This is a genomic window from Flavobacterium suncheonense GH29-5 = DSM 17707 (assembly GCF_000430025.1).
GTDB lineage: Bacteria > Bacteroidota > Bacteroidia > Flavobacteriales > Flavobacteriaceae > Flavobacterium > Flavobacterium suncheonense.
The window spans coordinates 1-24,047 of record NZ_KE387021.1 but is presented as its reverse complement, the minus strand read 5'-3'; the positions used below and the strand labels follow the sequence as shown (position 1 = coordinate 24,047).

At 39.5% G+C, this 24,047-nt stretch carries 20 protein-coding genes; 11 read left to right on the top strand and 9 right to left on the bottom strand.

Annotated features, from left to right (window positions below):
• The 6 genes from G498_RS15855 to G498_RS0112535 all read right to left on the bottom strand — a co-directional run.
• Positions 1-537: DUF6705 family protein (locus G498_RS15855; protein WP_161625343.1), on the bottom strand; the 537-nt coding region annotated here is incomplete at its 3' end.
• Positions 538-548: 11 nt separating this feature from the next.
• Positions 549-758: a hypothetical protein gene (locus tag G498_RS15770; protein ID WP_154656456.1), complete on the bottom strand. Its 210-nt coding sequence runs from the start codon at positions 756-758 to the stop codon at positions 549-551.
• 123 nt (positions 759-881) lie between these two features.
• Entirely contained in the window at positions 882-2,924 is a 2,043-nt protein-coding gene (locus G498_RS0112550; RefSeq protein WP_026981467.1) for a protein-disulfide reductase DsbD family protein, read from the bottom strand.
• Positions 2,924-4,231 carry a tRNA lysidine(34) synthetase TilS gene (gene tilS / locus G498_RS0112545; protein WP_026981466.1) on the bottom strand — a complete coding sequence of 436 codons (1,308 nt, stop codon included), beginning with the start codon at positions 4,229-4,231 and terminating at the stop codon, positions 2,924-2,926. The genes G498_RS0112550 and tilS overlap by 1 nt, the downstream gene beginning before the upstream one ends.
• A 37-nt stretch (positions 4,232-4,268) precedes the next feature.
• On the bottom strand, positions 4,269-4,628 hold the full coding sequence (locus tag G498_RS0112540; RefSeq protein ID WP_026981465.1) for a four helix bundle protein: 360 nt from the start codon (positions 4,626-4,628) through the stop codon (positions 4,269-4,271).
• An 85-nt stretch (positions 4,629-4,713) separates the two neighbouring features.
• A complete protein-coding gene (locus tag G498_RS0112535) occupies positions 4,714-6,006 on the bottom strand; it encodes an anthranilate synthase component I family protein (RefSeq protein ID WP_026981464.1) in 1,293 nt (430 codons plus the stop codon).
• Between the two features lie 350 nt (positions 6,007-6,356).
• Here G498_RS0112535 and G498_RS0112525 point away from each other — a divergent pair, with 350 nt between their 5' ends.
• Both G498_RS0112525 and G498_RS0112520 read left to right on the top strand, forming a co-directional pair.
• A complete protein-coding gene (locus G498_RS0112525) occupies positions 6,357-8,081 on the top strand; it encodes a tetratricopeptide repeat protein (RefSeq protein WP_026981463.1) in 1,725 nt (574 codons plus the stop codon).
• A gap of 60 nt (positions 8,082-8,141) precedes the next feature.
• Positions 8,142-8,516, top strand: coding sequence for a DoxX family membrane protein (locus G498_RS0112520; protein ID WP_026981462.1), 375 nt, complete (start codon positions 8,142-8,144; stop codon positions 8,514-8,516).
• Between the two features lie 70 nt (positions 8,517-8,586).
• Here G498_RS0112520 and lpdA read toward each other — a convergent pair whose 3' ends face one another.
• Positions 8,587-9,990, bottom strand: coding sequence for a dihydrolipoyl dehydrogenase (lpdA, locus tag G498_RS0112515; protein WP_026981461.1), 1,404 nt, complete (start codon positions 9,988-9,990; stop codon positions 8,587-8,589).
• Positions 9,991-10,089: 99 nt separating this feature from the next.
• A complete protein-coding gene (locus tag G498_RS0112510) occupies positions 10,090-10,548 on the bottom strand; it encodes an Lrp/AsnC family transcriptional regulator (RefSeq protein ID WP_026981460.1) in 459 nt (152 codons plus the stop codon).
• Positions 10,549-10,728: 180 nt separating this feature from the next.
• Between G498_RS0112510 and G498_RS0112505 the strand changes: the two genes are divergently transcribed.
• The 3 genes from G498_RS0112505 (at position 10,729) to G498_RS16010 (ending at position 14,570) form a co-directional block, all read left to right on the top strand.
• Complete coding sequence (locus tag G498_RS0112505) at positions 10,729-11,934, top strand: aminotransferase class I/II-fold pyridoxal phosphate-dependent enzyme (protein ID WP_026981459.1); 1,206 nt, start codon at positions 10,729-10,731, stop codon at positions 11,932-11,934.
• 170 nt (positions 11,935-12,104) lie between these two features.
• On the top strand, positions 12,105-14,273 hold the full coding sequence (locus G498_RS0112500) for a S9 family peptidase (RefSeq protein ID WP_026981458.1): 2,169 nt from the start codon (positions 12,105-12,107) through the stop codon (positions 14,271-14,273).
• A gap of 105 nt (positions 14,274-14,378) precedes the next feature.
• Entirely contained in the window at positions 14,379-14,570 is a 192-nt protein-coding gene (locus G498_RS16010) for a YdeI/OmpD-associated family protein (RefSeq protein ID WP_081694246.1), read from the top strand.
• A 35-nt stretch (positions 14,571-14,605) separates the two neighbouring features.
• Here G498_RS16010 and G498_RS0112495 read toward each other — a convergent pair whose 3' ends face one another.
• Complete coding sequence (locus G498_RS0112495; protein ID WP_026981457.1) at positions 14,606-16,546, bottom strand: amino acid permease; 1,941 nt, start codon at positions 16,544-16,546, stop codon at positions 14,606-14,608.
• Between the two features lie 187 nt (positions 16,547-16,733).
• On the opposite strand from G498_RS0112495, the gene G498_RS0112490 reads away from it, so the two are divergent.
• From G498_RS0112490 to G498_RS0112465, 6 genes are all read left to right on the top strand, one after another.
• Positions 16,734-17,294, top strand: a complete 561-nt coding sequence (locus G498_RS0112490; protein WP_026981456.1) for an AraC family transcriptional regulator — start codon at positions 16,734-16,736, stop codon at positions 17,292-17,294.
• 80 nt (positions 17,295-17,374) lie between these two features.
• Positions 17,375-19,798: a heavy metal translocating P-type ATPase gene (locus G498_RS0112485; RefSeq protein ID WP_026981455.1), complete on the top strand. Its 2,424-nt coding sequence runs from the start codon at positions 17,375-17,377 to the stop codon at positions 19,796-19,798.
• A gap of 88 nt (positions 19,799-19,886) precedes the next feature.
• Positions 19,887-20,105 (top strand): heavy-metal-associated domain-containing protein, encoded by a 219-nt coding sequence (locus G498_RS0112480; RefSeq protein WP_026981454.1) that lies wholly within the window; start codon positions 19,887-19,889, stop codon positions 20,103-20,105.
• A gap of 6 nt (positions 20,106-20,111) precedes the next feature.
• Complete coding sequence (locus G498_RS15155) at positions 20,112-20,582, top strand: DUF3347 domain-containing protein (RefSeq protein WP_081694238.1); 471 nt, start codon at positions 20,112-20,114, stop codon at positions 20,580-20,582.
• 11 nt (positions 20,583-20,593) lie between these two features.
• Positions 20,594-22,780 carry a multicopper oxidase domain-containing protein gene (locus tag G498_RS0112470; protein WP_026981453.1) on the top strand — a complete coding sequence of 729 codons (2,187 nt, stop codon included), beginning with the start codon at positions 20,594-20,596 and terminating at the stop codon, positions 22,778-22,780.
• 194 nt (positions 22,781-22,974) lie between these two features.
• The gene (locus G498_RS0112465; RefSeq protein WP_051269902.1) at positions 22,975-23,574 is read left to right on the top strand and encodes a DUF6882 domain-containing protein; all 600 of its coding nucleotides are present in this window, start codon (positions 22,975-22,977) and stop codon (positions 23,572-23,574) included.
• The last annotated feature ends 473 nt before the right edge of the window (positions 23,575-24,047 follow it).

Here is a 24,047-nt window from a genome sequence, read left to right as displayed (position 1 = left end):
TCCTTCAATAAATGATAATTTTAACTTAGCAACCCCATTTTCAGTAACCGTTCTAATAAGCATATAGCTTCCAAACCCATGATAATCTTTATATGCAGGCTCAGTAAAATAAAATTTCATCCTATATTCATTAACTGCACAATCCAAGCATTTAGGATATATATCTTTACTTATACGAGTTATACCTGAAAGATTATAATCAAAGACATCATCATGATTAACATTTAAATTACTTAATGTATTTATTTTTAAAATGCCGTTTTCGTAATACTCATATTCTCCAACCAATACATCACTAAAATAATTTCCATGAGGGCTTCTAGTTGGTATTTTTAATCTTTTTGTAAATACAATTTTTAAACTAGTAGTCCCTGATGTATATAACCAAGTACCTTCATATTGGTTTAAAGAATTATCCATATCCTTATAATAATAACCTATTTCTGTAGCATGGCTTGAGCCAAATAAAGGCACTATCGTTTGTGATTTGCAAATGGTTATCATAAAAATTGTTATTATACTAATTATTTTTTTCATTTTTTTAATTTTTAATTGTTACATGGGATTTGCTCAGGTAACCCGCTATCATTTAACACAACTTCACTCCAAGCTGTATGATCGGAATTTGATTTATACAATCCTATTCCAGTTTTAAATCTCTCAAAAGTTTTTAATAAATCTTGTTCAAAACCAGATATAGGATCTGTAGTTAATCTATTATTAAAATCCCTTTCAAGATTTGATTTGATTATATTCAAAACTCCTCCTTATGCTTTTGTTAACATGGTGTGTAATTTTATCAAAAATAATACTTTTCTTATTAAAAAAACAAAACCCGAAACATTACTGCTTCGGGTATACTTCTAATTATATAGCTCAAACTATTTTTTGAATTTGGCAATTCCGGATTCAAGCCAAGTTTTGTATTCGCTAATTTCCGGGGTATATCCAACTGGTTTGATTAGGTTGTTTTCATCCAAATCCATTAATACGTAATAAGGCTGTACATTAGCTTCGTACTTAGTAATTGCTAAATCACTCCATTTCTTGCCATATGTTGTGATTTCTTTGCCGTTTTTATTGGTATATTTTTCGTTTTCAGGCAACGGTTCCTGACTATCGACATATAAAGAAATCAAAACCACTTTATCTTTCAAAATCGGCAAAATTTCCGGTTTAGACCAAACCAATTCTTCCATTCTTCTGCAATTTGCACAGGTATTACCTGTAAAATCCAACAAAACTGGTTTGTTTACTGATTTTGCATACGCCATTCCCTTTTTATAATCCTTAAAAGCTACAATATCGTGTGGACCATAATGAGCTCCTTCCGGCAATGCAGAATGATTTTCAGAAGTTCCTCCACCCTTTGAACTACCAACTCCGTATGGGCTTTCACTATACGTCATTGGCGGCGGGAATCCTGAAATCAGATTTAAAGGAGCACCCCATAAACCAGGGATAAGATAAATTGTAAACGATAACGAAACCAAACCGATTAACAACCTTCCCACAGAAATATTGTTTATTGGACTGTCATGCGGTAATGAAATCTTTCCGAACATATACAGGGACAATCCGATAAAAATTGCAATCATTATCGCTAAGAATATTTCTCGCTCCAACAGATGCCATTGCATTACCAAATCGGCCATTGAAAGGAACTTGAACGCTAATGCCAGTTCAATGAAACCAAACACTACTTTCACTGTATTAAGCCATCCTCCGGACTTTGGTAAATTCCCCATTAAACTCGGGAATAAGGCAAATAACATAAACGGCAACGCCAATCCAACTCCGAATCCTAACATGGCAATTGTAAGTAGTGTTGCGCCTCCGTCCGTAGACAAAACGCTTCCGATTACCAATCCAAGAGCCGGGCCTGTACAGGAAAATGAAACTATTATAAGCGTCAAGGCCATAAAGAAAACACCAACGATTCCGCCAAGATTTGACGCGTTGTCTGCTTTGTTCGCCAAACTGGAAGGCATTGTAATCTCAAAAGCTCCAAGAAAAGAAATCGCAAAAATTACAAATACAGCGAAAAAGAATAAGTTCAGATATACGTTCGTCGAAATCTCATAAAAAATATCAGGACTCAATCCTTCAATTAAATGGAACGGAACCGAAATCAGTACATAAATTGCGATAATGAATAAGCCATAAAACAAAGCGTTTAACTTCCCTTTGGTTGTATTTCCCTTAGCACTCTGCTTTAAAAAGAAACTCACTGTCATTGGAATCATTGGGAATACACACGGAGTGAAGGTTACTAAAATTCCCGCCAATAAAGTCATGAAAAACAAACTAAGCCCATCTTTCTTCTCTTCTTTTTTACCATTTGTTGCAGTTTTTGCTGAAGCAACCGCTTTTTTAACATCCGATGATGAAACCGAATCCTGAACTACAGCAGTTTGTGCAGAATCCGTATCAACCGAAGTTGTCGCTACAGCCACTTCCGATGCTTTTACATTCATCGGCGGCAATTTAAACTCAAACGTTTTGTCCTGCTGAATACACGATTCTTTACAAACCTGATATTCCACATATACGGAGATTGATTTCAGATTCGGATTCGTGATTTTAACGGTTTGCTTGAATTGGGCTTTGCCTTCAAACATGTATTCGTCTACTTCAAAAATATCGCTGTAAACCTTTTTATACGGACTTTCTTTGGTTTTTCCGACCAATTCAAAATTACCCTTTGCATTTTTGTACTCAAAAACGGTTGGCAATGAACCGCCTTCGGGAGTAAACTGCGAAAACATGTGCCATTCGTGTTCGATACTGGCATCGAAAACCAGCACTACTTCGGTATCCGACTTTTTTTCCACGGAAGTTCTCCAGCTAACCGGATCGAGTATTTGGGCTTGTACACTTAAAAACGTAAAAAATAAGAGTAACAGGGCGTAAAATCGTTTCATTACTTTAATTCAAATTTTAGTATGGTTTGTGTTGTTTTTGTTACTGAAAATCGCCTGTCTGCACGCTTTCCGACTATCCAGACAATTTCGTTTCCGGAACATAAAAGCCAGCCATTTTCTTTGTCAATCAGTGAAAATTTTTCGTCTTTGAAATATTTACTGACTTTCTTTTTGCCTGTCATTCCGAAAGGGTAAAAATAATCACCTTCCTGCCATTTTCGAAATACGAGCGGAAACTTTAACGAATCTTTATCAACAAAGATAATTTCTGAACTTCCGGTAACTGTAACATTTGTTACATACGAGATTTTCATCGGAATCGGATGTTCAATTTCCGTTTGGTTTTCTTCAATAAAATATTTTTCATTTTCATTTTCGGAAAGCGCTTCCAGAATAAGCACTTCGCGGTCTTTTAACAGACGGTATTTTCCTGAAAAAATCTGTTTTCCGGACTGCGCCTCCACTAAATCGTAAATGTCATTCCAAGCTGTAAACCCGAAAGGTTTGAGCCATTGGTACAAATACGCCTGATAGTTGGGCAGGATTTTCAGTTCTTTAAGGCGGATTCGCTTCTGATTAGCAACATCTTCGACTACTTTCCGATACACGATTCTTGAAGCGTCATCCACCATCGACTGCGCCTGTTGCAGATTTTCAAGCGTTTGCTGAAACGAACTTAAAAACCCCGGATTAAGCTCTTTTAAAACCGGAAGTATATCGTGACGCAGTTTGTTCCTTAAATATTTATCCGATGCATTACTGGAATCTTCCCGCCACTGAATCGCAGTGTCTTTGGCGTAATTTTCAATTTCTTCTCTTGAAAAACTCAACAACGGGCGAACGATTTTTGCATTCCTTTCCGGAATTCCGGTCAAACCTTCCAGACCGGTTCCTCTGGTAAAATTGATTAAAAAAGTTTCTGCAGAATCGTCCAAATGATGTGCCGTCAACAAATAATCGAAGCCTTCATTTTCCAGCAATTCGTCAAACCAATCGTAACGAAGCTTGCGCGCTGAAACCTGAATGGATTGTTTATGTAAATCAGCATATTCTTCTGTATTAAAATGATTTACATATATTTTAATCCCTGAACCACTACATACAGATTTTACAAAATTTTCATCGCCATCACTCTCCTCACCTCTCAATTTAAAATTGCAATGTGCTGCGGAAATATCGAAATGCAACTGTTTCAAAAGATGCAACAAAACCATACTGTCGATACCACCGCTCACAGCAAGTAGTAGTTTTTTGCCTTTCAGAAACGGAAGGTTTTTATTGATATGGTTTTGGAGTTTTGAAAGCATTTTTAGTTAAAGGGATAAGTTAAAAGGGACAAGTTGTTTAAGCACTTTGTTCCAACCTTTTGATTAACGAATTTAGCATTTTTTCCACTTCTATCGATAGGTTTTTGATTTCATTCAAATCTTCTGATTTCAAAAATGAAAGATTTTGAGCTATTTCCAATTGTGTTTGACATTCATAAAGTGAACCTCTTGAAATTTGCAGAAACCCTGAATAATCTTTTCTGTAATTTCTTCCATATCCTTCGGCAATGTTAGAAGGAACAGACACAGCACTTCTTTTGATTTGAGAAACAAGACCAAACTTTTCTTCTTCAGGAAGTTTATTTGTCAATTTGTAAATGGTGGTCACTAATAACATCGATTTTTTCCAAACTATTAAATCTCTAAAACTTGTCATGGCATATATTTAAAATACTGATTGTTGTGTAAATTCTCCCTTTTCCCTTTTCCCTTTTCCCTTTTCCCTTTTCCCTTCTCACTTCTCACTTCTCACTCAAAACCTCAAGCATCGCCTTTGCCTTTAACAAACACTCTTCATATTCACTTTCCGGCTTGGATTCCGCTGTAATAGCGCTTCCTACCGAAAACGAAACATATTTTTCATTAGAATTGTATAAGATACTGCGGATGACCACATTAAAATCGAAATCGTTATCCGGTGTGAAATACCCGACGGCGCCGCTGTACAGTCCACGTTTGGTTTCCTCTAAATCTTCAATAATTTGCATGGCGGAAATTTTCGGCGCTCCGGTCATGCTTCCCATTGGAAAGGTGGTTTTGATGATTTCTATGGGTGAAGTTGTCACTTCCACTTCTGAAACTACCGTTGAAATCATTTGATGGACTTGCTTGAAGGTGTAAATTCCGCAAAGTTCTTCCACCTGAACAGAGCCTTTTGTTGCCGTGTGGGACAAGTCATTGCGGACCAAATCCACAATCATGATGTTTTCGGAGCGCTCTTTTGGGTTTGCTGCCAAATCGGCTTTGGATTGATGGTCGAGTTCTTCGTCGAAAACACGTTTGGCGGTTCCTTTTATGGGTTGGGAAATGACTTTTGTTCCCTGTTTTCGCAGATAACGTTCCGGCGAGGCACAAAGCAGAAAATCAGTGTTGTTTTTGAAGAAAGTGGCAAACGGCGGTTCCGAAATAGCATTTAATTTCTGATAAATTTCCAACGGATGAATTTGGGTGTTTTCCGCAAAAAACTCCATGCAGAAATTCGCTTCGTAAATGTCGCCACGATGGATGTGCTGCAGCATTTCGCTTACTTTTTCAAGGTATTTTTCCTTTGAAATGCGTTGCTTAAGAGTTACAGATGATTGACTTTTTCCTTTTCCCTTTTCCCTTTTCCCTATTTCTTCAAAATCATACTCAATCTCATCATCACACATGTTCAGATAGCAAATTTTCAACTCATTACCTTTTAACAGAAACAGTTTTTTAGGCTGAAAAAAGAACAAATCCGGAAAATGTAAACCGTCGAAATTTTGGGAATGAAGTTTTTCAGTATCGTTTTTTAAATCGTAGGCCAAATACCCGAAAAGCCAATCTTTGGTTTGCTGCTGGTATTGATGCAAATCGTCGAAAGCGTTGTGATAATCTGTTTTTAAGGACGTAAAAGCGTCGCAGGCAAGCACGCAATCGTAACTTCCGTATTGCTGCGGATAATGATTGCTGTCGAGAAATACAACTTCCCGAAACTGCTGCGCCCAACTCAATAACTGGTCTTTGAATTGGTTTACATTGGAAATGGATTTACAAACTGACGCTCTCAAAAAAATGCTTTTATCAGGTAAAAATACTGCTTAAGCGCTAAGTTTACAAAGAAATTTCGGAAAGTTCCCAAAAATGCCATGGTTTCCCCTTTAGCCCCGGTTGGAGCGGCACCGCGTAGAGCGGAAAACGGGAAAATGGTTTCCGGATAAATCACTGTTCTTTCGCTCCAAAAAAACCTACAAAAAACAAAACACAACTCACTGATTTTAAGTAACTTTACATGAAATTTATTTTATTGTTTGCCACGAATTACACCTATTTGCACGAATTAGATACTTGTAATTCGAAGTCATCTTTACACAAATGTTTAATGGATAAGCCGTTGTTTTTAACGTAATAAGTTGCTGTCATGAAAAAAAGAATTGCCTTACTGTTATTTGCATTCTCCCTGATTCTTTCCTGCAAAAAAGAAGCCCCAAAAGAAGTTGAAATGCCTAAAGTTGCCGCCAACAGCATGAGTTGCGCGCCGCCGGTGGTGGATGCAGCCTGGTATGAATCCGATAACAAAGCGCCGTTGTTCAAAGGAATGGATGTGCTTGAGTATAAGATTACTACGAAAAATCCGGAGGCGCAGAAGTATTTCAATCAGGGCCTGGCTTTGGCTTATGGTTTTAACCATGCGGAGGCTGCGCGTTCGTTTTACTACGCGACCAAACTCGACCCGGAATGTGCGATGTGTTTTTGGGGATTTGCCTATGTTTTAGGTCCGAATTACAACGCCGGAATGGAACCGGACAATTACGAACGGGCGTATAAGGCAATCCAAACAGCTTTAAAACTAAGTCATAACGCCTCAGAAAGTGAAAAAGCCTTAATTAATGCGCTTTCCAAACGCTATGTGGAAAAATCGGTTGAAGACCGAAGCGCGTTGGACATTGCGTATTCAAAAGCGATGAAAGAGGTTAATGCGAAATTTCCGGACGATATCAATATCAATGCGTTATACGCCGAATCGGTGATGGATTTACATCCGTGGGATTTGTATGAGAAAAACGGAAAACCCAAACCGTGGACACCGGAAATCGTAAGTTTGTTTGAGAAAATTTTGAAGAAAGATCCGAAGCATATCGGCGCGAATCATTTTTACATTCATGCGGTTGAGGCTTCTTCTACGTCGCAACGGGGTTATGCCGCCGCTAAATTTTTCGATGACGGCAATGCGAAATCCTTTGGGCATTTGGTGCACATGCCTTCGCATATTTACATCCGCACCGGCGATTATCACAAAGGAACAGTGGCAAACATCAATGCCTGTAAAGTAGACAGTGCTTATGTTACGATGTGTCATGCACAAGGCGCTTATCCGATTGGATATTATCCTCACAATTTTCATTTTATGGCGGGAACGGCTACTTTGGAAGGGAATTCAAAATGGGCCATGTTCGGCGCTACGGAAACTGCCAAACTGGTGCATCCGAAAAACATGATTTTGCCCGGATTGGAAACGCTCCAGCATTATTACTGCATTCCGTACTTTGTAGCGGTTAAGTTTGGCAAATGGGACGATATTTTACAGATGAAATTGGTTTCCGATACTTTAAAATATCCGAAAGCGATTTCGCACTACGCCAAAGGAATGGCTTATTTGGGTAAAAACGATTTGCGAAAAGCCAAAGCCGAACTGATGCGACTGGAAGTTTTGGCCAACGACAAACAATTGGAAAAAATAACCATCTGGCAAATCAATTCGATGTCTTCTATTGTGAATATTGCCGCTAAAGTTTTGAAAGCCGAGATTTTAGCTTCCGAAAAAAATTACTCGCAAAGCATTACCTTACTGCAAAAAGCCGTTGCGATTGAAGACGGATTGAATTACAACGAACCGCCGGACTGGTTTTTCTCGGTTCGGCATCATTTGGGCGCTGTTTTCATCGAAGCGGGAAAATACAACGAAGCCATCAAAGTTTATGAAGACGATTTAAAACAATTCCCTAAAAACGGCTGGGCGCATCACGGTTTAAAACTGGCGTATGAAAAACTCGGAAACCAACAGAAAGCTGTCGAAATGGAACAACTTATCGCTAAAAGCTGGGCGACGGCTGATGTAAAAATCACAACTTCCAGAATCAAATAACAATTGCCATCTGAAAATATTTCTTACATTTGATTGACTAACCTTAAAAATCAAATACTTATGAAAATTGCGACTATTATTGTAAGAGTTCTGATTGGTGCTTTATTGCTGTTTGCTTCTGTTTCCTTTTTTTTAAAATTGTTCCCGACACCCGAACTTACCGGTGACCTGAAAACATTCAACGAAGGGATGGCAGCTTCCGGCTATCTGATGAACTTAGTAAAATCACTGGAATTACTTTGCGGATTAGCATTTGTAAGCGGATTTTTCGTGCGTCTGGCCAATTTGGTTTTACTTCCGATTTCCGTAAATATCATTATGGTTCACCTTTGTTTGGATCCGGCAAATATCGGCATGGGCGCTTTAGTATTTCTCGGAAATATCTTCCTGATTTACAGATACTGGAACGATTACAAAGCAATCTTTAAACCCTAAACTTCAGTTTAAAAAACAAAAAAGGCTGTTTTTCACAGCCTTTTTTTATTCTAAAATCTAGTAATCTGAATTATACGTGCAACGCTCTGTTATCAGTTGCAGCTAAAGCCGCTTCTTTAATAGCTTCTGAGAACGTTGGGTGTGCGTGAGACATTCTCGAAATATCTTCAGCCGAAGCTCTGAATTCCATTGCGGTTACCGCTTCTGCGATTAAATCAGCAGCTCTTGCACCAATCATGTGGATTCCTAAAACTTCGTCGGTTTTGGCATCGGCTAAGATTTTTACAAATCCTTCGATATCAGCACTGGCGCGCGCTCTACCTAAAGCTTTGAACGGGAAACTTCCGGCTTTGTAGGCTACTCCGGCCTCTTTCAACTGCTCTTCGGTTTTACCAACGGCAGCAACTTCCGGCCAAGTGTACACAACACCAGGAATTAGGTTATAATCGATGTGCGGTTTTTGTCCTGCTAAATATTCGGCAACCATTACACCTTCTTCTTCTGCTTTGTGGGCTAACATCGCACCGCGAACTACGTCTCCGATAGCATAAATGTTAGAAGCTGAAGTCTGTAAATGATCGTTTACTTCCACTTGTCCTCTTTCCGTGATTTTAACTCCGGCTTTGTCTGCATTTAAACCGTCTGTGTAAGGACGACGACCAACCGAAACTAAAGCGTAATCGCCTTCTAAAACTACTTCGTTTCCTTTCGTGTCATCAGCTTTAACCGTAACTGCATTTCCGTTTCTCGATACTTCTTTCACTTTGTGGGAAGTATAGAATTTCATGCCTTGTTTTTTCAGCACTTTGGTTAATTCTTTCGATAAACCTCCGTCCATACCCGGAATGATGCGGTCCATGAATTCCACTACGGAAACCTGAGCGCCTAAACGCAAATATACCTGTCCAAGCTCTAATCCGATAACTCCACCGCCAATAACCACAAGGTGTTTCGGAACTTCCGGTAATTTTAAAGCTTCGGTAGATGTAATGATTCTTTCTTTGTCAATTTTGATGAAAGGCAACGTCGAGGGTTTGGAACCGGTTGCGATGATTGTATTTTTAGCTTCCAGTTTCTCTACGGAACCGTCTGCTTTCGTTACATTGATTGTAGTTGCGTTTTCAAAGGAACCTACGCCTTCATAAACTGTGATGTTATTTTTATCCATCAGGTATTTAATACCTCCGGAAGTCTGATCTACCACGGCCTGTTTACGGGCAACCATTTTCTCAAGGTTTACTTTTACGTCTCCGGAAACTTCAATTCCGTGATCGGCAAAGTGTTGTAATTCTTCGTAATGGTGTGATGAGGCTAACATCGCTTTAGATGGAATACATCCAACATTTAAACATGTACCTCCCAATGTTGAATATTTTTCAATAATAGCAGTTTTCATTCCTAACTGCGCGCAACGAATGGCTGCTACATATCCTCCGGGACCTGAACCAATAACAACTACGTCAAATGAACTCATAGTATTTATTTTATGTTGTGTTTTTAATTTTTTTTAAAGCGTCACAAAATTATGAATTTACTTTTGGATTACCCTGAAAAGTTTTGCTGTTTTTACAGATTAAATTTCAAAAATCGTGGAACTTTTCACTTCGCTGATCATAAAGGTGCTGTGTGTACTTCCGATATGTTGTAACGTTGTCAGTTTGGTAACCATGAATTCACGGTATTCTTCCATGTCTTTTAAGCAGATTTTCAGAATATAGTCGTAATCTCCGCTCACATGAAAACATTCCAGAACTTCATGAAGCTTAACCACTTCACTTTCAAACTGATTGATGAATTCTATCTTATGCTGCGTCAGCTTGATATGACAAAAAACAACGAAGCCTTTATCGATTTTATTCCGGTCGATTAACGCCACATAATTGGAAATTACGCCTTCCTTTTCAAGTTTCTTAATTCGCTCATAAACAGCAGTTACGGATAAATTCAGCTTTAGCGATAGTTCTTTGGTAGTTTGTTTACTGTCGGTCTGCAACAGTTTTAACAGCTTTTTGTCGATGGCATCAAAGGTCATGTTTGAAAAAAAATTGGTGTCTTCCGCAAATTTAACATTTATAACGAAATTTCAACTACAACAATCCGCTTAATTAGAAAAAAAAACTAAATTTCCAAAGTATCATTGATAGTCATTCTAAAATAACCTTAATTTGATTTCGATTTAACTACTAAAAACGACCAATCTAACAAAATTAAAATGGAAAAATTTAACCCGGCAGACAAAATTCAGGACTTACAGTATTTTGGAGAATTTGGAGGCGTAAACCCTTCGATTTCTGACAGTTCAACCTATACTTTCCTTTCGGCAAAAACCATGTTCGATACTTTTGAAGGTAATGCGGAAGGCTGTTATTTGTATTCCCGTCACTCTTCACCAAGTAATTTATATCTGGACAAAGCACTGGCAGCTATGGAAGGAACCGAAAGTGCTAATGTTGCCGCTTCCGGAATGGGCGCCATCACGCCTACTTTATTACAGCTATGCGGTAATGGAGATCACATCGTTTCCAGCCGTACTATTTATGGTGGAACGTATGCTTTCTTAAAGAATTTTGTGCCGCGCATGGGCATCAAAACCACTTTTGTGGACATTACGAAATTAGATGTGGTGGAAGCAGCCATCACGCCAAACACTAAAGTTTTATACTGCGAAACCGTAAGCAACCCGTTGTTGGAAGTTGCCGACATCGCATCATTGGCTAAAATCGCCAAAAAACACAATATCAAATTGGTTGTGGATAATACGTTTTCCCCATTGTCTGTTGCTCCGGCAAAATTGGGTGCGGATATCGTTATCCACAGTTTAACCAAATACATCAACGGAAGCAGTGATACGGTTGGTGGTGTGGTTTGCGCATCGCAGGAATTCATCAACAGTTTAAAAAATGTAAACGACGGTGCCAGCATGCTTTTAGGACCGACTATGGACAGTTTGCGTTCGGCTTCTGTGATGAAAAACCTTCGTACGCTTCACATTCGTATGAAACAACACAGTCATAATGCACAATATCTGGCGGAGAAATTTGAAGCGGACGGCATAAAAACGGTTTACCCTGGTTTAAAATCACATCCAAGCCATGAGATATACAAAACCATGATCAATCCGGAATACGGTTTCGGAGGTATGATGACCATTGATGTCGGTTCATTAGACAAAGCCAATGCTTTAATGGAATTAATGCAAGAAAGAAACCTTGGCTATCTGGCCGTGAGTTTAGGATTTTACAAAACTTTATTCAGTGCGCCGGGAACATCTACTTCTTCTGAAATTCCGTTGGACGAACAAAAAGAAATGGGCCTTACCGACGGATTAATCCGTTTCTCCATTGGTTTGGATAACGATATTGAGAGAACCTACAACATGATGAAAGCATGCATGAAGGAACTTTCGATTTTAAATTAAGTTTTTTAGTTTTTTAGTTAGTCATCCGCTTTTGATTTTTCATTAGCGGATTTCTTTTTGTAACAAATCCGCGAAACACACAACTAATTGATGTATCAAATAAAATTTAAGTTCCTTAACAGTTTAAGAATTCAACTTTATATAAATTAGCCTTTTAAAATTTTTAATTAATGAAAAAGTTTACTTTGTTCTTTCTTCTTGCGGGTTCCGTGGCTTTTGCACAACAGAACTTCACTATAGAAGAAACCGTAATGGGTGGCAGAAAATACGCTCCAACCACTCAAACTGCTCAACAATGGCGTAAAAACTCAAAATCAATCACCTATTTAAGTACCGATTTTGCCAGCTTATTGGAAAAAAGTGCCGCTACTTCCTGGAAAGAAACCGTTTTAGCCACGAAAGCCGATTTCGAAAGCGCTCTGAAAGCAAAAATTACCAGCGATGAGTTTCAGTTGCGCATGTTCCCTTTCGCCATCGAATGGAAAACGGCCAACACTTTCGACACGGAAGTTGCCGGTAAAAAGAACAATTATAAAGTGACTTACGATGTGGTTGCCAAACAAATCACCAACGTAGTAACCTATTCAAACGAAGGAGCGCAGGCAAAATTTGCTTCCAACGGAAATGTGGCCTGGTTAAAAGACAATAACATCCGAATCACGTCTAACGGTAACATTATTGAAGTGACCAACGACCAGAATCCTGCCATTGTAAACGGTTCGGATTATGTGCACCGTCAGGAATTCGGCATCGACCGCGGGATGTGGTGGAACGAAGCCGGAACCCAATTGGCCTATTACCGCAAAGACGAAACGATGGTGGGCAACTACCCAATCATCAACTGGAACGAGCGTGAAGCGGTGAACAAAGACATCAAATATCCGATGGCCGGCATGAAAAGCGAGGAAGTTACCCTTGTGATCTACGATGTAAAAACCGGAAATAAAGTAACCGTTCAAACCGGTGAGCCAAAAGAACAATATTTAACGATGGTTTCGTGGGAACCAACCGGAAAATTCATCTTCATCGGAATTTTAAACCGTGAGCAAAATCATTTGAAATTCAACAAATACAATGCTGCAACCGGAGCTTTTGTAAAAACATTGTTTGAAGAAAAAGCGTCTACTTGGGTTGAGCCTCAGCACGCTTTGACATTTGTTCCGAACAATCCGAACCAGTTTATTTATCAGACGGATTTCTACGGATTCAATCAAATGTATTTGTACAATACGGACGGTAAATTGCTGAAAAACCTTGGCTATAAAGACGTTGTGGTAAAAGAACTTTTAGGTTTTGATGCCAAAGGAACCAAAATCAACTACCTTGGAACGGCTAACAACGGTTTGGACAAGCAATTGTATCAGGTGGATATCAAATCCGGAAAAACGGTTCAGTTAACGACGGCTTCCGGTATGCACACTGCTTCGGTTTCCGATGATGGAACCATGATTTTAGACCAATACAGCAACGTAACTACGCCAAATGAAATTACGGTAATCGATGTAAAATCGAAAAAAGCTACCACTTTAGTTAAGGCGGATAATCCTTTCACCGGAAAAATCAACATGCCGAAAATGGAACTGGTAACGATTACAGCGGCTGACGGCAAAACGCCTTTAAACGGAAGAATCATTTATCCCGGAGACTTCGACGCTACTAAAAAATATCCTGTGATGCTTTACGTATACGGCGGTTCGCACGCACAATTGGTGAACAACCGTTGGATGGGCGGCGGTGGCTACTTCGATTATTATATGGCGCAACAAGGATATGTGGTTTTCACGTTGGATAACCGCGGAAGTGATTCCAGAGGAAAAAAATTCTGCGATGTAAACCACCGTCAGTTAGGCGTAAATGAAATGGCCGATCAGATGAAAGGAATCGAATTCTTAAAATCGAAATCGTTTGTGGATGCGGATAAAATCGGTGTTTTCGGATGGAGTTTCGGCGGATTCATGACGACTTCCCTAATGACTAACCATTCCGATGTATTTAAAGTGGGTGTTGCCGGCGGACCGGTTATCGACTGGAAATACTACGAAATCATGTATGGGGAACGTTATATGGACACGCCTCAGGAAAACCCTGAAGGATATGCCAAAACTTCCTTGTTGACAAAAGCGAAAGATTTGAAAGGCCGTTTGTTAATCATCCACGGCGCTCAGGATCCGGTGGTAGTGCAACAACACAGCATGAATTTTATTGAAGAATGCATCAAAGCAGGCAAACAGGTGGATTATTTCTTATATCCTAACCACGAACACAATGTGGCAGGTAAAGACCGTATTCACATGTACGCAAAAATCGCAGATTACTTTAATGTGCATTTGAAGAAATAGATTGCTAGATTATTAGATATTTCAAAATCCGTTGTTTTATTGCAGCGGATTTTTTTATTTTGGATGGTTAACAGATATCCCTATGACTAAAAAAAAGAACCTGCTCTGCCGGCTGAACTGGAAGTTGTTTTAAAGGAGAATGAAACTGCTTTTACTTTCTTCAATTCACTGCCTAACTCTCATAAACGGGAGTATATCGAATGGATCAGTTCGGGGAAAAAGAAAGAAACGCGCTTTTCAAGAGCGGAAAAAGCCCTGACAATGCTTCTGAATGATTCGAAAACCCGAAAGTACTAAATAAAAAATCCCGAGTTGTTGACTCGGGATTTTTTTTAATCTTCTAATGAAGCTTCCAGTTTATTGTAATTAAGTTTACTGTTTTTGTAACTGAAACCAAAATAAATACTTAGTCCGATTATCAGCCAAATCGTAAAATAAATCCAGTTCCATACACTCAATTCGGCCATCATGTACAAACAGCAGACCAGTCCTAATAAAGGAATCAGGGATAAATTCTGTCTCCATGACCAAACCGCAAAGGCTATCAGGGACAATAGAAAAATCCACATCGGAATTTTGTGTTTGAACAAGGCAAAACCACTTTCATATTTCAGGGAAGCATCAATCGGCATGTTTTCTACTACGGTTTGGTATGTGGCTTCATCCTGACTTATTTCACTCAGTACTTCCTCTAAATCCGTTGACGTAATATCTTTTTTTACCGTTCCCAGATAACTGAAAACTTCTTTGGCCTGATTTTCATCCAATGACGTAACAATGGTAGTCGCATCGTTAATTTGTTTTTCATTGGTGATAAAACGCATTGTGTTCTCTTTGAATTGGGTAAATGCCAACAACAGTCCGATTACCAGCAATGCAGGAAACACATATTTTGAATTTATATAAGGTGTTTTAAACTTCCCTCTCGGAATATCTTTTTTATTCTGCAACACCAAAACCCCGGAGCAAACAAGCACGAAAGCAAACAAAGTTCCGATACTGCACAAATCCGTTACCATGGTTAAGTTCAGGAACAAAGCCGGAATAGCCACCACAAAACCGGTTACAATGGTCGCATAAGAAGGCGTTTTGTATTTCGGATGCACTTTAGAGAAACGCTTCGGCAATAAACCGTCACGACTCATACTCATCCAGATACGTGGCTGTCCCATCTGGAAAACCAATAAAACGCTTGCCATAGCCACAACAGCACTCACTGCAATGATACCGGACATCCATTTCAGGTTTAATTTTTCAAAGACAAAAGCTAACGGATCTCCTACATTCAGATACGAATAATTAACCATACCGGTTAATACCAAAGCTATAATCACATAGAGAGTCGTACAGATAATTATCGCCCACATCATACCTCTTGGCAAATCTCGCTGCGGATTCTTACATTCTTCTGCGGTAGTAGAAATTGCGTCAAATCCTATATAAGCAAAGAAAACTGCCGAAACTCCTTTCAGAATTCCCGATACACCGTTTGGTGCAAATGGAGACCAGTTTTCAGTATCCACATAAAAAATACCGACAGCTATAACCAATAAGATGATACACAATTTTACCACGACCATCAGATTACTGGCATTTCTGGATTCTTTCATTCCTCTGTAAACCAACCATGTAATCAATACAATGATCAGCAGCGCAGGTAAATCTGCAATTAAGTGAAAAGAACCTAGCGTAGGAGATGTTGTCCATGCCGTATAGGCCATTTTCAAACTATCATTCAAATTCTCATAGGATTTTCCGCCCTGCATTAAAGCAACGGCCTCATGGTATCCGTTTGTAGCGGAAAGATAATCCATCTGAATCCATTGCGGCAGATATATTCCGCCACTTTCGAGGAGTCCCGTGAAATAATCACTCCAGGAAATGGCGACCGTAATATTCCCGATTGCATATTCCATAATCAATGCCCAACCGATAATCCAGGCTACTATTTCCCCAAAAGCAACGTAGGAATAGGTATAAGCACTTCCCGAAACCGGAACCATCGATGCAAATTCAGCATACGCAAAGGCAGCAAAACTACAGGCCAAAGCGGTAAAAATGAACAGGAAAATAACTGCCGGACCTCCGTCTGCACTTGCTTTTCCGATAGTACTGAAAATTCCGGCTCCGATAATGGCCGCAATTCCAAATGCCGTTAAATCCCTTGCTGTAAGATGTTTACCTAAAGAATGGTGACCGTCAGACTGATTTTTGGCAACCTGATTTAAAATGTCGGAAACCGTTTTCTTTCGAAATAAATTAGAAAATGACATAAATAGTTTTCCCTTGGTTTGGTTTGTTAATTTTTAGGAAAACAAATATATGAAACGAGATGAATTATACGGTATTTACAGATGAATTTTATGATTCCCAGCGTTTTCTGCTCTCATAATTTTGTAACTTTTTTAGCACTAAGATGATTTACATTACCTAAATTTGTAAGGATTACAAGCAATACCGATGAAAATATACGTTAAAAACATGGTTTGTCCGCGCTGTATTATGGCGGTTGAAACGATTCTGAAAACACTGCAAATCGACTATAAAAACGTTTCCTTAGGCGAAATCGAACTGAATAGCCAACCCGACAATTCCGATGTAACCAAACTGTCTGATCAACTGCAGGAAATAGGTTTTGAAGTAATTGACGACAAAAAACACCAACTGATTGAACGCATCAAAAACTACATCATACAGTTCATCCACCACGATAAAGAAATGCTTAAAATCAATCTGTCCGATTTTCTTTCTGAAGTATTGGGCTACGAATACAACTATCTGAGCAATTTATTTTCGGAAGTGGAAGGCACAACCATCGAAAAATACGTCATCCTTCAGAAAATTGAAAAAGTAAAGGAACTGATTGTGTACGACGAACTTTCGTTAAAAGAAATCGCCCATCAATTGGGATACAGCAGTGTCGCCTATCTGAGCAATCAGTTTAAAAAAGTAACCGGATTAACGCCGTCGCATTTCAAAACGATTGGGCAACAAAAACGAATTCCGCTGGATCATCTGTAAAAGTTACAACGCATCACAGGAAAAGTGTAACACTTGCTGTTGTTAACTGACGGAACTTTGTATCATCAAATAACAACATCATGGAAACCCACTCAAAAATACTCAGCATTCCTCTCGAAGGCATTCACAGCGAACATTGTGCGCTGATTGTTGATGATGCACTGGACAAAACCAAAGGCGTTCTGAACCACAATGTGGAACTGAACAATCATCAGGCGAAAATCGAAGTTGATACGAAGCAATTCAATCTTAAGCAATTAACCGAAAATATCCGCGATTTAGGATATGATGTAACAACCCTCAAAAAAACATTTCCTATAACCGGAATGACTTGTGCGTCGTGCGCCGTCAGCGTGGAAAGCATCCTTTCTTTTGAAGAAGGTGTTGTTTCCGCGGCCGTAAATTATGCCAATGCCACCGCAACGGTTGAGTACATTCCCGGCATTGCCAAACTCGAAAATTTCAAAAAAGCCATTCAAAGTATTGGTTACGATATCATTATTGAAGAATCTGAAAATCAGGAAGATGAATTAACCAAACATCAGGAACAACAATTCTCAGCTTTGAAAAGAAAAACCATTGCTGCTGCGTTATTTACTTTTCCGGTTTTCGTCATCGGAATGTTTTTTATGGAGATGCCGTATGCCAATTGGATCATGTGGGCCTTCTCCACTCCGGTGGTGTTCTGGTACGGAAGAAGTTTTTTTATCAACGCCTGGAAACAGACCAAACATGGGAAAGCGAACATGGATACTTTGGTCGCTTTAAGTACGGGAATCGCTTATCTTTTCAGTGCGTTCAACACCTTATTTCCTGAATTCTGGCACAGTCGCGGCTTGCACGCTCACGTGTATTTTGAAGCGGCAACCGTTGTCATCACCTTTATTTTACTCGGAAAAGTTTTAGAGGAACGAGCAAAAGGCAACACGGCATCCGCCATCAAAAAATTAATTGGACTGCAACCGAAAACCGTAACACGAATCACCAAAGACGGCCAACAGGAAGACATTAAAATCAGCGACGTTTTAATCGGAGATTTACTTTTAGCCAAACCCGGTGAAAAAATAGCGGTAGACGGAAGCGTTTTAAGCGGAACTTCTTTTGTAGACGAAAGCATGATTTCCGGCGAACCAATTCCCGTAGCCAAAAACCTGAACGACAAGGTATTTGCCGGAACGCTCAACCAAAAAGGAAGTTTTCAGTACAAAGCCGAAAAAATCGGAAGCGATACACTTTTGTCGCAAATCATTCAAATGGTGCAAAATGCTCAGGGAAGCAAAGCGCCGGTTCAGAAATTAGTCGATAAAATAGCGGGAATCTTCGTGCCTATCGTCATCGGAATATCCATTTTAGCTTTAATCGTCTGGATTATTTTAGGAGGTGACAACGGTTTTACCCAAGGACTTCTGGCGATGGTAACGGTTTTGGTGATTGCCTGTCCGTGCGCACTGGGCTTAGCTACTCCAACAGCCATCATGGTCGGTGTCGGTAAAGGTGCCGAAAAAGGAATTCTCATCAAAGATGCGGAAAGTTTAGAGCTTGCCAAAAAGATTGACACGGTAATTTTCGACAAAACCGGAACACTAACGGAAGGAAAACCGTCCGTGGTGGCGACTTTATGGAAGGAAGAAAGCCATCAGCTGCACAGCATTTTACTTTCGATGGAATCCAAATCGGAACATCCTTTGGCGGAAGCGGTAACCAAACATTATTCCGGCATGCATCCCCAAAAAGTTACTGAATTTGAAAGCATTACAGGTTTTGGGGTAAAAGCAAAAATTGAAAATCAGGTTTATTTCGCCGGAAACAAACGATTACTGAAAGAGCACAACATTACAACCGACGCTTTCTTTTCCGAATTTATTGCCCGTCAGGCGGAATTGGGTCACACGCTAATCTACTTCGCTGACCAACAGAAAACCATTGCCGTTATAGCCATTGCCGATAAAATCAAGGAAACGTCCATCGAAGCCATCAAACAACTGCAAGCACTCGACATTGAAGTCATCATGCTGACCGGAGACAACGAATCCACCGCGGCAGCCGTAGCCAAAACTGTCGGCGTAACGGAATACAAAGCTGGTATTTTACCGGAGGACAAACTCACGTATGTAAAAATCCTGCAGTCGGAAGGAAAAACAGTTGCCATGGTGGGTGACGGTATCAACGACAGTGCCGCTTTAGCTCAAGCCGATGTAAGTATTGCCATGGGAAAAGGTTCGGATATTGCCATGGATGTGGCGCACATGACTATCATTTCTTCGGATTTACTGAAAGTTCCGCAGGCGATTTCCTTATCGAAGCAAACCGTTAAAACCATCCGACAAAACCTGTTCTGGGCGTTCATTTACAATTTAATCGGAATACCGATTGCCGCCGGACTTCTCTACCCGATTAACGGATTCTTATTAAACCCGATGATAGCCGGTGCAGCGATGGCGTTAAGTTCCGTAAGCGTGGTAAGCAACAGTTTGTGGCTGAAATACAGAGCTTCAAAACTGTAAATCTTACAACTGTCCGTTAAAAAAGCACAACACAATCGGTTGTTTTAATGCCGAACTTTGTATCATAATAATCATTAATCTGTTTAATATGAAAACGAAACAATTCAAAACCAATATCAACTGCTCCGGCTGTATCGCCAAAATTACTCCGGTTTTAAATCCGCTTTTAGGCGAAAACCAATGGGAAGTGAATACCGGACATAAAGACAAAATCTTAACCGTTGCCTTGGAAAATCTTGACGAAAATTCCTTGGTGGAACAAGTGAAAACTGCCGGTTTCAAAATCGAATCCTTAACTGAAAAATAAACAATTATGAAAAAATTATTTGTAATGCTTTTAGGCTGCTTAGGTGTAATGACCGTACAAGCGCAAAGCAAAGAATGGAACGATGTCCTGAAAAATTACCTTAACATGGAAGACGCTTTAGTGGCTTCTAATGCAGGCGTTGCGAAAAATGCAATGGATACAATGCGCAAAGACGTATTGCAATTACAATCTGACGCAAAAGGCAAAAACTATGAGAAAGAAGCCAAATTTTTAGCGGCTTATCTGGAAGCGCATAACAAAGCAAATTCGTTAGAGGACATTCGAAGTGCTTTCGAAAAAATTTCCAAATCGATGATTGCTTTGGCAGAACTGAAAGTCTTTGGTTCTGAGACACTTTACGTAGTAAACTGCCCGATGAAAAAAGCAAACTGGCTGGACGATGCTAATACCGTTAAAAACCCGTATTACGGAAAAGCCATGCTAACCTGCGGCAGCGTAAAGAAAACCATCAACTAAACACAACGACCATGAAAAAGCTATTCCTGCTCCTGTTGCTCCTGAGTTTAGCATTTGCTGCTGATGCACAGCCTGTTAAACGCTACGATTTACACATCAAAGACACACTTGTAAATTTCACAGGAAAAACAAAACCGGGAATAGCAATCAATGGTCAAATCCCCGCTCCTACGCTTGAGTTTACCGAAGGTGATATCGCCGAAATCCACGTGCACAACCACATGCATCACGAAACCTCCTTGCATTGGCACGGATTGATTCTTCCCAACGAAATGGATGGCGTTCCCTATCTGACAACGGCTCCGATTAAGCCACATTCGGAAGCAGTTTATCGTTTTCCGATAATGCAGAACGGAACGTATTGGTACCATTCCCACACCATGTTGCAGGAGCAGGTTGGCATGTACGGCGCGTTCATCATTCATAAAAAAGAACCTTCGAAAATCAAGGAAAAAGTCGTGTTGTTAAGCGACTGGAGCGACGAAAACCCGCATCAGATTGAACGTTCGTTGCATCAGGCTACAGATTGGTACGCGATTAAAAAAGGCGCAACGCAGAATTATTATCAGGCGATTAAAGAAAAACATTTCGGTACCAAACTGGAAAACGAATTCAAACGCATGATGGCGATGGACGTAAGCGATGTGTATTACGAGAAATTCCTCATCAATGGTAAATCTTCCGAAACATTAAACGATGTAAAACCCGGTGAAAAAATCCGTTTGAGAGTGATTAACGGCAGTGCTTCGACCTATTTCTGGCTACAATTCTCCGGCGGAAAAATGAGCGTGGTGGCCAGTGACGGCGCGGATGTAAAACCGGTCGATGTGGATAAAATCATAGTCGGAGTTTCCGAATCGTATGATATCATCGTTACAATCCCTGAAAATGGCAGTTATGAATTTTTAGCAACTTCGGAAGACCGAACCGGCTCGACGTCTTTATGGCTAGGAAACGGTGACAAAAAACCGATGCAGCCTTTGGAACGCCTCAATTATTTCGAAGGCATGAAAATGATGAACGACATGATGACCGTGAGCGGAAAAATGAACGACATGGGCATGAACATGAGCCTGCAACAGATGGACATGAACGCGGTGATGTATCCGGAAGTAACCGGTTCGAAATCCGATAAGTCTTCTGAAAAGGAACATCAACATCACGACATGAACCATCAGTCTGACGCTGAAAAAGTTACACTCAATTACAACATGCTTAGTGCCCCAACCAAAACAACTTTGCCCGACAAACCGTTCCGCGAACTGACTTTCGAACTGACCGGAAACATGAACCGCTACGTTTGGACTATGGATAACAAAACGATTTCCGAAACCGATAAAATCCTCATCAGAAAAGGCGAAAACATCCGTATCATCCTGAAAAACAATTCCATGATGCGCCACCCGATGCACTTACACGGCCATTTCTTCCGAATCGTAAACCAATACGGCGACTATTCTCCACTGAAAAACGTAATGGACATCATGCCGATGGAAACCAACATCATCGAGTTCAACGCTTCTGAAAACTACGGCGACTGGTATTTTCACTGCCATATTCTGTATCACATGATGTCAGGCATGGGAAAAATCTTCAGTTATGAAAATTCGCCTGCAAACCCGGAATTGGGCGATCCGAAAAAAGCACTGAAAAAAGTATATGCAGATGACCGCCGTTTCTACTTAGGTGCCGAATTCGGTCTGGAAAGCAACAGCAGCGACGGGGAAATCCGCTACAGCAACACAAGATGGATGCTTCAGGGTGAATGGCATGTAGGCTTCCGAAAAGAATACGGTTATGAAAGTGGCTTGCATTTTGGTCATTTTTTGGGCGCAAATCAGTTTTGGTATCCCTATATTGGTGCCGATTTCCGTTACCGACCGGGTGATGAAGTCGAAACGAACCTGTTTAATCAGATCAATACCAAAAACAAGCGAACGGTTGCCATAGCCGGTTTACAATACACTTTACCTTGGTTTGTTACGGCTGATGCACGCATTGACCATGAAGGGAAAGCACGCTTTGAAGTTGCTAGAGAAGACATTCCGTTAACCGAACGCCTGCGTTTAAGAGCCAAATGGAACACCGATAATGAATGGACTGTTGGCGCAAAATATATCATAACCAAATACTGGTCGCTTTCCTCCCACTACGACAGCGACATGGATTGGGGAGTAGGTTTAACTTTCTCTTACTAATATAATTACAAATTATCTTCCCTAATTTCAATCAATCCCAAAACAATTTTCCAAAATATTTCAAGAAAAATTTTAATGTCTAAATCCATAATCATATTTTTGAAATAAAATATGATGTAATCATACATACCCAACGGATTTTGATATTATTTGATGGGTTTTGTTATACATATAAGTAAGTTAGCTGTAATATTATGAAAAACAGAACCTTAATAATAATTTCAATAATGACATTTATGTCTATATTTTCATTTTTTAAAAGAAATCCTGAACAAAAAAACATTATTAAAAATACTCAAGAAGAAAATTTAATTACTCCAAAAGACACGAAAGAGTTTGAAAAATTAAGTAAAATATCGTACGAATATTTAAACAAACAGCAAGAAGAAGTTGAAGAAAAATATGGAATTGGAAAATATGAAAATTGGTTTTATGACCAAGAAAAAGGAACTTTAACCTTTTCTGATAAAGGAATTGATAAAATAATAATTAAGTATGAAGAAGTAGGATCTATATCTAAAATATCAAATACTTGGCTTTGGAGTTGGGCAAATCCTCATTTGGATGAAAAAATAAAAACTGAAATTAATTTTGTGAAAGAATATGGCAAAAAGCAGAAACTTGAAAAATTAATAAAAAGAAAATGGAATGCTGACGAATATGACGGTTGGGAAATGACCGCAATTTCAGCATATTTAATGAAGGCAAAAGGTGCATATCGAGTACCTACTGAAAAAACATTTTCATTTATGATTTATAAAGAAATTATAGACTTAAGAAAAACGAATAAATAAAAATACTACAGCTAACAACGGTTTCATGAAATTGGGGTTTTAAGGCTAAATTTAAAGGTAATTTTATATATTTGACTAAGTCCTACATGGAATGGTTCGGGAACAAATTTCCCCAACTTCATGAAGCCGGCGGGACGTTATAGCGCATAGACTCAGCGCGCGTAAAAAAGCTGCTTAGAAATATTTCCTGGAAAATAATTACTCAAAAATCAATCAAAAACTAAACAAAAATTGTATTTAAAGTTTGCGCATAAATTTGCCAATCTTTCGCCGTATTGTTAGCAATCTTCAGTAATCTTGTAATCGGCATGCCAGCGTTTGGTTTGGCTTGGGTTTTTGGTCACTTTGTGTATGCGTGTGTGCCAATCTTGCGCCGAATTGTTAGCATTCGTCCTTTGCATCGGCAATCTATTACGCCAGCGTTTGGAATGTTTCTGGCTAAATTATTTTTTTGAAAATCAAATGAAAATAAG